Annotated in this window: 8 protein-coding genes; 7 read left to right on the top strand and 1 reads right to left on the bottom strand. The window is 57.9% G+C overall.

The genetic code is table 11. The features are described from left to right. The first annotated feature begins 4 nt into the window (after positions 1-4). From FGE05_RS17345 to FGE05_RS17330, 4 genes are read left to right on the top strand one after another with little or no spacing between them, the layout of a single operon-like run. Positions 5-1438: a PIG-L deacetylase family protein gene (locus FGE05_RS17345; protein WP_139646830.1), complete on the top strand. Its 1434-nt coding sequence runs from the start codon at positions 5-7 to the stop codon at positions 1436-1438. Positions 1439-1484: 46 nt separating this feature from the next. After that, entirely contained in the window at positions 1485-2369 is an 885-nt protein-coding gene (locus FGE05_RS17340) for a DUF6625 family protein (protein WP_139646828.1), read from the top strand. Further along, entirely contained in the window at positions 2366-3520 is a 1155-nt protein-coding gene (locus tag FGE05_RS17335; RefSeq protein WP_139646924.1) for a glycosyltransferase, read from the top strand. Before FGE05_RS17340 ends, FGE05_RS17335 begins: the two co-directional genes overlap by 4 nt. Then, complete coding sequence (locus tag FGE05_RS17330; protein WP_139646826.1) at positions 3517-4401, top strand: glycosyltransferase; 885 nt, start codon at positions 3517-3519, stop codon at positions 4399-4401. The genes FGE05_RS17335 and FGE05_RS17330 overlap by 4 nt, the downstream gene beginning before the upstream one ends. A 60-nt stretch (positions 4402-4461) precedes the next feature. Here the strand turns inward: FGE05_RS17330 and FGE05_RS17325 are convergent, their stop codons facing one another. After that, positions 4462-6318: a bifunctional O-antigen ligase/aminoglycoside phosphotransferase family protein gene (locus FGE05_RS17325; RefSeq protein ID WP_139646824.1), complete on the bottom strand. Its 1857-nt coding sequence runs from the start codon at positions 6316-6318 to the stop codon at positions 4462-4464. 154 nt (positions 6319-6472) lie between these two features. On the opposite strand from FGE05_RS17325, the gene msbA reads away from it, so the two are divergent. From msbA to hldE, 3 genes are all read left to right on the top strand, one after another. Next, positions 6473-8275 carry a lipid A export permease/ATP-binding protein MsbA gene (gene msbA / locus FGE05_RS17320; protein WP_139646822.1) on the top strand — a complete coding sequence of 601 codons (1803 nt, stop codon included), beginning with the start codon at positions 6473-6475 and terminating at the stop codon, positions 8273-8275. A gap of 166 nt (positions 8276-8441) precedes the next feature. Next, complete coding sequence (cysC, locus tag FGE05_RS17315; protein ID WP_139646821.1) at positions 8442-9029, top strand: adenylyl-sulfate kinase; 588 nt, start codon at positions 8442-8444, stop codon at positions 9027-9029. A 100-nt stretch (positions 9030-9129) separates the two neighbouring features. Next, positions 9130-10551, top strand: a complete 1422-nt coding sequence (gene hldE / locus FGE05_RS17310) for a bifunctional D-glycero-beta-D-manno-heptose-7-phosphate kinase/D-glycero-beta-D-manno-heptose 1-phosphate adenylyltransferase HldE (protein ID WP_139646820.1) — start codon at positions 9130-9132, stop codon at positions 10549-10551. The last annotated feature ends 54 nt before the right edge of the window (positions 10552-10605 follow it).

Below are 10605 nucleotides of genomic sequence, written 5' to 3'. Positions count from 1 at the left end.
ACCGATGAATCGCAAACAGCAGTTGCTCAAGCGCCACCGTCGCAACAAGCGGGCAGGGTTGTTACTCGCCCTGATGGTGCTGGCCCTGCTCGGCGTGCTGGTAGCCTGGTGGTTGCCGTTGGTCCTGGCGGTAGTGGGCTGGGTCGCCCACGAAGCCTGGTTCGCAGATCATTTGTTCTACTCGCCCAGGGACGACTACCAATACAGCTTCCCGCCTTTCACCCAGCAACCTAAGGTGCATCTGGATGCCGGTCGGCTGCGGCTCGATGACGGGGTAATCCTGGACGATGGCGCGACGCTGGTTCTCGCGTTGCAGGTCAAGAGCCGGTGGTTGGGGCGTTTCATCGACCCGGTCGTCGAGCTGTTGGGTGGAGACCTCCCGGATCGACAAACCTTCGAGCGCGGCGTCAACGGCCTGCGCTACCTGAACCTCAGCGAGCAGGGGGCGACGCTATCCCGGGGCGAGCTGCGGCTGCGCGGGCGCTTCTGCCGTTTGCTGGGCGAGCCGACGCTCTGGTCCTTCAGCTCGCCGGAGGTGCAACAACAGCGGGTGATGGTCATCGCCCCTCATGCCGACGATGCGGAACTGGCGGCTTATGGGTTGTACAGCCGAGCCGACGAAGCGTGGATCGTGACACTGACCGCAGGCGAAATCGAAGCTGAACATTATCAGCAGATGGGGCTGGATCGCGTCGAGGCGGCGCGGCTCAAGGGCCGTCTGCGGGCTTGGGACAGCATCGCCGTACCGCGCTGGGCTGGGGTGCCGCAAGGCCATTGCATGCAATTGGGGTACTTCTGCCTCCAGTTGGCGGCCATGCAAGCCGCGCCCACCCAGCCTCAGGGGTCTCGTGAGGCAGACCTGAGCGATACACGGCCGTTCCGCCGGTTCAATCCTTTTGCCCTGCCCGGCGATGTCGATGGCGCACCGACCTGGAACAACCTGGTGGCCGACTTGCGCGCGTTGCTGCTGATGGCGCGTCCTGAAGTCATTGTGTTGCCGCATCCGACCCTGGATCCGCACCCTGACCATCTTTGCGCCCATCATGCCGTCCTGCAAGCCCTCGAAGGCCTGGAGTGGCAACCCGGCACATTGTTGGGTTACGCCAATCACCTGCACGATAATGACCGCTGGCCCATGGGTGATGCCGGTACGGGCATTGCGTTGCCGCCGTGTTTCGACCCGGACCGGCCGATGCATCCTGTCAGCCTGCCGTTGGCGCTGGCCGGCCAGCGCGACAAGGCCATGGCGTTGGGCATGATGCATGATCTGCAGCCGCGAGCGCCCTTCAAGCGTCGCCTGCGCCGTGCCATCCAGCGGCTGTTGGCGGGGCGCAAGGGCGCCGTGTATGGCGAGAATGAATTCTTTCGTAAAACGGTCAGGCGTCACGAACTTTTCTGGCTTTTGAAACGCTCTGAAGTACACATGAAGCCGAAATGACCCAAGTGGACTCCAGTGTCCTCGCCCAGATGGATGTGAGCTTGTCGTGATCAATTCTTGCCCGAGTATTCTTTTTATCATTCCGTATTTCGGGCGTTGGCCTTTCTGGATGCCTTTGTTTCTGGAAAGTTGTCGGCGTAACCCCGATATTGACTGGCTGTTATTCAGTGATTGTGGCGTGCCGCAGAATCTCCCTTCTAATGTGACTGTCGAGACCATCACATTCGAGGCGTACTGCCAGTTGGTTTCCGAGCGGCTACATATCGAGTTCAGGCCAACGCAGGCTTATAAGCTGTGTGATATCAAGCCTGCCCTTGGCTATATCCATGCGGATCGCCTCGAAGGTTACGATTTCTGGGGCTTTGGCGACATCGACCTGGTGTACGGTGACCTTCGGCAATACTTTACGGCCGAGCGCCTGGCGGCCCATGACTTGTTTTCAACCCATGAGCGACGCGTTGCGGGGCATCTGTGCCTGATACGCAACGTTGCGAGCATGCGTGAGGCGTTCAAGCTGATTAAGAGTTGGCAACATCGCTTCATGGATGATCAGCACCATGCCTTGGACGAAGGGGCATTCAGCCGTATTTTCATGTGGAGAAAGAACTTTCCCGAACCGCTGTTTTCCTTGGTCGGCAAGTTCAATCCATGGCGTCGACGCAGTGAGTTCACCGAGGCATTCAGCACGCCGGGCGGGTGCATAAAATGGCACGACGGTACTGAGGATTTTCCCCTTCGCTGGTTCTGGCGCAATGGTCGCCTGACCAATGATCGGGATGAGGACCGAGCGTTCCCCTATTTTCATTTCGTCTGCTGGAAACGTAACGACTGGTCGGCGCTGCCCGAGCCAGATCCTGTTTGGATGCGAAGGCTGGCGACAGAGTCGGCCTGGATGATCGACGCCACAGGTTTCCATCAAGGAGCACTATGAGCCCGCGTTTGAAAGTGCTGCAGTTGCAGCCGGACTACAACGTAAAGCAGCATGATTTCGCCGATCTGGCGGAGCAGATCGTCAAGGCCCTTCCGCGTGAGCGCTACGAGGTAACGGCGGCTTTTCTGCGCGGTCGCCCAGGGCCTGGCGAGGCGGTCAGTCGGGCCGATCGATCGGTTTATTTCGAGTTTTCGGACAAGTCACTCAAGGGCATACGCCTTCGTGCGATGTGGCGGCTGTACCAGTTCTGCCGCGCGGAAAAATTCGATGTCGTGGTGTGCAACCGCTTCAAGCCCGTCAACATGATGCTGCAGCTCAATCGATGGTTGAAAATCCCGTTGTGTATCGGCATTGCCCACGGGTTCGGAGAGTATGATCGGTTCTATCGCCGTCGCCAGACGCAGCGACAGGTGGACCAACACTGGCGGTTCGTCGGCGTATCGCCGGCCGTCAAGCAGTATCTCCTGGATTGTCATTGTGGATTCACCGAGTCCAATACTTACGCCATCACCAATGCCATCGATATCCAGCAGGCGGAAGCTTTGCAGCATTCACGCGAGCGCGCTCGCGAGATGCTGGGTATCGGCCCTTCGGTGAGACTGGTTGGCGCCTTGGGGCGATTGGTGCCCGTCAAAGGACATACCTACTTGCTGCAGGCTTTTGCCGCACTCAAGGACAAATACCCCACCACGCAGCTGGCAATCATCGGTGCCGGGCGTGAAGAGTCCCGTCTGGCCGCGCAGATCAAGCAATTGGGCCTGGCTGATCGCGCGCATCTGCTCGGTTTCAAGGAAAACGCCCTTCAATATGTCAGGGCCTTCGATATCTGGACCATGCCCTCCCTGGCCGAGGGCCTGGGCCTGGCGCTGCTGGAAGGAATGAGCGGACATCTACCGGTGATCGCTTCTGATGTGCCTGCAATGTTGCCATTGATTCAAGGTGCCGGAGGCTTGGCGGTAAAGCCTGGTGATGTGCCGAGTCTGATAACGGCGCTCGATACCTATCTGGGACTGTCGGATGCCGAACTCAAGGCCTGTGGCGAGCGAGCTTATCGCTACCTTGTTGAACAGCACGATATTGAAGTGTTCCGTCGGAAATACCTTGAGTTGATCGAGACCGGCCTGAATGAGACCTGTAAGGAGCAGCCATGAGTGCCGCACAGCCTGTCGTCACCGTGATCATCGCGTCCTACAACCATGGTCGCTACATTGAAGAATGCATTCTCAGTGTGCTGGGACAGACCTATCCGAACATCGAGTTGATGGTGATTGATGACGGCTCCACCGATGACAGCGTTGAACGTATCCAGCGTCTGCAGGCGGCCCATGGCTTCGACTTCCGGGTCCAGCAGAACCAGGGGTTGACCAATACGCTTAACGGAGCGATTGCACGCGCCACAGGCAGCCTGATTGTGCCATTTGGTTCCGACGACATCATGCTGCCCGAGCGAATTGCCACTCAAGTGGCCTACATGGATGGCAAGCCTGAAGTCGGCATTTGTGCAGGCAACATCGAGTTGATTGATGCCGAAGGGAATCTGTACCCTGAGAACCGCCAGAACCGCGACGTACCTTTTCGACGGCTCGATTTCGAAGATATGTTCATGGAGCGCAAGCCTTATCCGCCGGCACCGACCCTAATGATACGTCGCGAAGCGCTGGAGAAGGTTGGAGGGTTCGATCCGGAAATTCGCCTTGAAGATCTGTTGATTGAGCTGAAGGTGACCCGGGCCGGGTATTACATTGATGGCCTGAGTGTATTGATGGCGCGCTATCGCAAGCACGCTACCAACTCCTACAAGAATCATCGGTTCATGACCGATAGCATTCTGCGTACCTACGCCTTGTTCAGCGATCATCCGCTTTATGAACAAGTGCGCTACAAGTTCCTTAATTCCATGTTCCTGAAAATGTCGAACCGCGACCACGTGTTCGCTCGTGAACTACTGAGGCAGGTTCCTTTCAGGGCTTGGAACAAAAAAACCTGGCGTGGCCTGGGGCGCATGTTTTTTTGTCCGCTGGAAAAGCACTGAACCGCGCTCAAAGGGTCCGAGATGGCTGATATCGTCGTTCAATGTCGAACGACGGGATCATCACGCCCGGGCCGTTCTGTCTCTCGACAGAATGCGTTTTTGCAGGTCATCGACCGCCGGCTTCGAGGCGATCATGGCGTAACCATCAAGCAGCGCATCAAGGTGTTGCTCAAAAAGCCAGCCGTAATCCTCCGTATAGCGCTGCATATGGCGCAAGTTGCGCTGGCGAAGCGCGAGCCTGAGCGAAGACGGATATACGTACATGTCGGCAATATCGATCAGGCCGAATTCGCCGTTTTCCAGGACCAGTACATTGCCCATATGCAGGGATCGGAAGTAAACGCCTCGTTCATGCAATTGCGCGAGGAATCTTCCAAAGCCCTGGACCAGGGAGTGGCGTTGCGCAGGCGTCGCAGCGTCTTTCATCGCTTGGCGAACGGTCATTCCTGGCAAGGGGACGTAGTGCACTGCACTGCTGCCGTCGTTCAAATGGTACAGCGCGAGTATCGTCGGGCTCTGGATGCCCAGGTTTCGCAACAACTGACTGTTGACGATAAAGCGTTCGGAATAAGGATTGAAGCCGCCCGAGGTGTACCAACGACGTGCTCGGAACAGTTTGAGGAAATCTCCCCCGGACAAACGCAGGACCTTTGGGCCAAGCCCATCGGATTCAATCACCTGAGCACCCGCCGAGAGCGTTTCCAAGGCTTGCGGAGTCAACCTTTCCACAGGAGTATCCAGCAGGCGTCTGGCGCGGTAATTGATACTCAGGGCAGCGATCAGGGCCAGTGGAATCCACAGCAGGAACCAATGCTCCTTCGGCCTGGACAGGATGCCTCCGCCCTCTGTGAGCGCTGCGCTCATGCCGTATACCAGCCAAGTGGAGGCCACGATAAACAAGGGATGATTCCGGTAACGCCAACTGCTCAATAATCCCCAGGCCTGGAAGAAAATCCATGGTACCAGCCCGACGATTCCGACGTAGTACAACACGCCAAGGGCAAAGTTATGGGGTTCGGAGAGCATGTAGCCCAAGCCTGGATCAACCTCAAAGTCCGCCCCGTAACCGTGCCCAATCCAGGGATGCTGGGCGATCATTTGTAGGGCTATCTGCCAGATTTCCAGGCGAAATGAGTCTCCACGGGCAAAAATCATACTGTTGAACCATACGCTTGCGATGATTGCGCCCAGAGCTAGAAGCCCGAACAACGCCATCGAGCGACGATTCCAACACAGGATACCTATCCAGATAATGGCTGCGGTCAATGCGACCAAGGGCGTTCTTGAGCCAGTAGCGGCGACGGCTGCCAGCATGACTAGGGTGGCAGGCACAGAAAGCCAGAGTATCTGGCGATTTCTCCAGAGCATGCCCAGACTGATCCAGTAAACGCAAAAGAACCCGTACAGGTGAGAGCTGAGCAGCGGATTGTCGAGGGCGCCGGAGCCGATCAAGCGCATTCCCGGCTCATATATCCTGGCAAACATGTACAAATTATAGAGCGAGGCGACCAGGGCTATCGTCGCTGCGCCGAACAACAGAGGGTGAAGCAGGTCGCCGCGATAGCGCACCAGTAGATGACACCCGGCAAACAGTAGCAGGGTATGCAGTACTGTTTTGATCGGGCGCCCGATACTGTCGATCTCGGGCCCCCACGACAAGCTGATCAGCGCCCAGCTGACGAAAACGACCAGAGCGACGAAAATCGGCTCACGGGCCAGTTCTTTTAGCATGCTTGGCCTGAGGCACAAGGCTATCAGGGCAGGTATGCTGAACAACCCATAGAATAATTTATGGTGCTGGCTGCGCCCCGGCACAAAGAACAAGGCGCACAAAAGCAGCAGGAAGCCAAGCGGAAGAATCCACAGGCAGATGAAATCGAAAACCCTATGGGCGGGGGCGTAGTGCTTGGATAGCATGCTCAGGAATTCATTTTCGTAATCAAGTGGACCATTCACGGTGATGGCTATGGAGTATTTCGTAGCGGCGTAACAATAACAGCCTTACCGGTTTGCCAGAACACCGAAGAAGCTGTGTTAAAGTCAGCGACCTTTTTATCGACATTCGCGTGATATGGCCGATTCCAGTTCCCCAGCAAGCCCCTCAAGCTTGAAAGTCTATTTCCGCCTGCTCGGCTACGTGAAGCCTTACATCGGCTTGTTCGGGTTGAGTATCGTCGGGTTCCTGATTTTCGCGTCTACCCAGCCCATGCTTGGCTATATCCTCAAGTATTTCGTCGATGGCCTGTCCAATCCGAACGCGGTGCTGTTTCCGACGGTGCCATACCTGCGGGACCTGCAGTTATTACAGGCGGTGCCGCTGCTGATCATTTTGATTGCTGCCTGGCAGGGGTTGGGTTCGTATCTGGGCAACTATTTCCTGGCCAAGGTTTCGCTGGGACTGGTGCATGATCTGCGGGTGCAGCTATTCAACAACCTGCTCACGTTGCCCAATCGCTATTTCGACAAACATAACTCGGGTCATCTGATTTCCCGCATCACTTTCAACGTGACGATGGTAACCGGGGCGGCAACAGATGCGATCAAGGTCGTTATCCGTGAAGGCATGACGGTAGTTTTCCTGTTCGCCTCGCTGTTGTTCATGAACTGGCGCCTCACCCTGGTGATGGTGGCGATCTTGCCGCTGATTGCGGTCATGGTCCGCACCGCGAGCAAGAAATTTCGCAAGCAGAGCAAAAAAATCCAGGCGGCGATGGGGGATGTGACACATGTCGCCTCCGAGACCATCCAGAGCTATCGCGTGGTGCGCAGTTTCGGAGGTGAGGTCTATGAGCAGAAGCGCTTCCTCGAGGCCAGCCAGGGCAACACCGACAAACAGTTGCGAATGACGCGTACCGGAGCTATCTACACGCCATTGCTGCAACTGGTGATCTACAGTGCGATGGCCGCGCTGATGTTCTTGGTCCTGTTTCTGCGCGGCGATGCTTCGGCGGGCGACATGGTGGCCTACATTACCTTGGCTGGTCTGCTACCCAAGCCCATCCGCCAGTTGTCGGAAGTCAGCTCCACAATCCAGAAAGGCGTCGCCGGTGCGGAAAGTATTTTCGAACAACTGGATGTCACGCCGGAAACCGACACCGGTACCGTAGAGCGTGATGCCGTTAGCGGGCGGCTCGATGTGCGCCATTTGAGCTTCACCTACCCGGATACCGACAGGCAGGTGCTCGATGACATCAGCTTTTCGGTGGAACCAGGACAAATGGTTGCGCTTGTGGGGCGCTCGGGCAGCGGCAAGTCCACCCTGGCCAACCTGATCCCTCGCTTCTATCACCACAATGACGGTGAGATCCTGCTCGATGGCGTTGAAATCGAGCAGTACAAATTGTTGAACCTACGCCGTCATATTGCTCAGGTGACCCAGCACGTAACGCTGTTCAGCGACACGGTTGCCAACAATATTGCCTATGGCGACCTGGCCGGTGCGCCGCGCGTCGATATCGAGAGGGCAGCGCAAGACGCTTATGCCATGGACTTCATCAGGCAATTGCCTCAAGGCCTGGATACCCAGGTCGGTGAAAACGGTGTGCTGCTTTCCGGTGGTCAGCGTCAACGTCTGGCTATCGCCAGGGCTCTCTTGAAAAATGCTCCGCTGTTGATTCTCGACGAGGCTACTTCGGCCCTGGATACCGAGTCCGAGCGGCATATCCAGTCCGCACTGGATCAGGTCATGAAGGGCCGGACGACCTTGGTGATTGCCCACCGGTTGTCGACCATCGAAAAAGCCGACCTGATCCTGGTGATGGATCAGGGGCGCATCGTCGAACGTGGGACTCACGGCGAACTGCTGGCGCAGAACGGCTATTACGCACGCTTGAACGCCATGGGGCTGGATGTTCCGGGTCAGGATATTGCCTGAGCTGCAGGCTCGCTTTGACAGAGGGGGGCGTTTGAACCTCGTCTGGCTGGCCGTACGCAGCCTTGTGGGAAGCTATGCTTAGGGCGGGCCGTCAACTGATCCGGTGATCCGGCGGGTCCGCTCAAGTGACCATGAGATGCACGGCTATGGATGAGACGTCAAAGGTATGAAGCAACATTCACGGATACGCTCCCTTGCGTCAGCTGTCACGCCCCAGGATCGGGCCTTCATCAAAGCCCAGCGACCACGTTGCATCTGGCTGACCGGACTCTCGGGGGCGGGCAAGTCGACCCTGGCCAACGCCCTGGAAGTGCAGCTCAACCAGCGAGGCTTGCATACGTCGCTGCTGGACGGCGATAACTTGCGCCAGGGGCTGTGTCGAGGGTTGGGCATGGATGCCGAGTCCCGTAAGGAAAATATCCGGCGCATCGCTGAGGTGGCGCGCCTGATGGTCGATGCGGGGTTGATCGTCATCGTTGCCGCAATTTCTCCCTTTCGCGCAGACCGGGAAGCGGCCCGACAATTATTCTCCCAGGGCACCTTTGTGGAGGTTTATGTGAGCACGCCTTTCGGGGTTTGTGCCGAGCGCGATCCCAAGGGGCTGTACCGCGAAGCCCGTGCTGGGCGGATCAAGAATTTTACCGGGATCGACAGCCCTTACGAAGTTCCGCTTGAACCTGACTGCGAAATCAATACCGATGAGGTCGAGCTGGCTCAGGCTTGTCAGCGTCTATTGACCTTGCTGCTGGGCTGATCGAGCACGCGCACCGGGATCCTATTGCAGTCACGGATAAGTCTTCGTTCAACCCTGTGCTAATATCGCGCCCCTGTTCATTTTGTATGTGGGATGCTCCATGAAGTTGTCCATGCCGCGATTCGATCAAGCCCCTGTACTGGTGGTCGGCGATGTCATGCTCGACCGCTATTGGCATGGCGGTACCTCGCGGATCTCTCCTGAGGCGCCAGTGCCGGTGGTGAAGGTCGAGCACATTGAGGATCGTCCCGGCGGAGCCGCCAACGTTGCTCTGAACATCGCCGCCCTCGGCGCCCCGGCCTCCCTCGTGGGCGTGACCGGGGACGACGAGGCCGCCGACAGCCTGAGTAACAGTCTCAAGGGCGCGGGCGTGAGGGCGAAACTCCAACGCGTTGCGCACCAACCGACCATCGTCAAGCTGCGGGTCATGAGCAGGCACCAGCAACTTCTGCGGATCGATTTCGAAGAGCCTTTTGCCACCGACCCCCTGGCGCTGGTCGCTGATGTTGAAAGCCTGCTTGAAGGCGTCAAGGTGCTGGTGTTGTCGGACTACGGTAAAGGTGCCTTGAAAAACCACCGAGCGTTGATCGAGGCGGCCCGTGCCCGAAACATTCCGGTCCTGGCCGATCCCAAGGGAAAGGACTTTTCCATCTATCGTGGCGCCAGTTTGATCACCCCGAACCTCAGCGAGTTTGAAACCATCGTCGGCGGTTGCGCCGATGAGCACGAGCTGGTGAGCAAGGGCGCGCAGCTTATGCAGGAACTTGACTTGGGCGCGTTACTGGTGACCCGGGGCGAGCATGGCATGACCCTCCTGCGCCCTGGTAATCCTGCGTTGCACCTGCCAGCCCGCGCTCGAGAAGTATTCGACGTAACGGGCGCTGGTGACACCGTGATCTCGACCCTGGCTGCTGCCATCGCTGCCGGTGAGGAACTGCCCCACGCGGTGGCCCTGGCGAATCTGGCTGCGGGCATCGTTGTTGGCAAGCTTGGCACGGCCGCCATCAGCGCCCCCGAGCTGCGTCGCGCCATTCAACGCGAGGAAGGTTCCGAGCGCGGTGTGCTGGGCTTGGAACAACTGTTGCTGGCGGTTGACGACGCCCGTGCCCACAATGAAAAAATCGTTTTCACCAACGGCTGCTTTGACATCCTGCATGCCGGCCACGTGACCTACCTCGAACAGGCCAGGGCCCAGGGCGATCGCCTGATCGTAGCGGTCAATGACGATGCGTCGGTGAGCCGCCTAAAGGGGCCGGGCCGCCCGATCAATAGTGTGGACCGGCGAATGGCAGTCCTGGCCGGCCTTGGTGCGGTGGACTGGGTCATCAGCTTCAGCGAGGGTACACCGGAAAGCCTGCTGCGCCAGGTCAAGCCCGATGTGCTGGTAAAGGGCGGTGACTACGGGATCGATCAGGTCGTGGGGGCTGACATCGTCGCGGCTTATGGCGGTACCGTGAAGGTCTTGGGGTTGGTAGAAAACAGTTCGACTACGGCCATCGTCGAGAAGATTCGCGGTCGTTGAATTAAACCTGGATTCACCCCCGGAAGGCGCGAGCGGAGCGTCTGTCCACTCTGG

Origin of the sequence: Pseudomonas sp. ICMP22404 (assembly GCF_006227205.1) — a bacterium.
In the GTDB taxonomy this organism is placed as follows: Bacteria; Pseudomonadota; Gammaproteobacteria; order Pseudomonadales; family Pseudomonadaceae; genus Aquipseudomonas.
Note: the sequence above shows the minus strand (reverse complement) of the source record. Positions and strands in the feature narration are given on the sequence as shown.

Excerpts from the sequence above, each read along its gene's own strand:
- hldE (WP_139646820.1), top strand. The coding sequence starts at position 9,130 with ATGAAGTTGTCCATGCCGCGATTCGATCAAGCCCCTGTACTGGTGGTC.
- cysC (WP_139646821.1), top strand. The coding sequence starts at position 8,442 with ATGAAGCAACATTCACGGATACGCTCCCTTGCGTCAGCTGTCACGCCC.
- msbA (WP_139646822.1), top strand. The coding sequence starts at position 6,473 with ATGGCCGATTCCAGTTCCCCAGCAAGCCCCTCAAGCTTGAAAGTCTAT.
- FGE05_RS17330 (WP_139646826.1), top strand. The coding sequence starts at position 3,517 with ATGAGTGCCGCACAGCCTGTCGTCACCGTGATCATCGCGTCCTACAAC.
- FGE05_RS17345 (WP_139646830.1), top strand. The coding sequence starts at position 5 with ATGAATCGCAAACAGCAGTTGCTCAAGCGCCACCGTCGCAACAAGCGG.
- FGE05_RS17325 (WP_139646824.1), bottom strand. The coding sequence starts at position 6,318 with ATGCTATCCAAGCACTACGCCCCCGCCCATAGGGTTTTCGATTTCATC.
- FGE05_RS17335 (WP_139646924.1), top strand. The coding sequence starts at position 2,366 with ATGAGCCCGCGTTTGAAAGTGCTGCAGTTGCAGCCGGACTACAACGTA.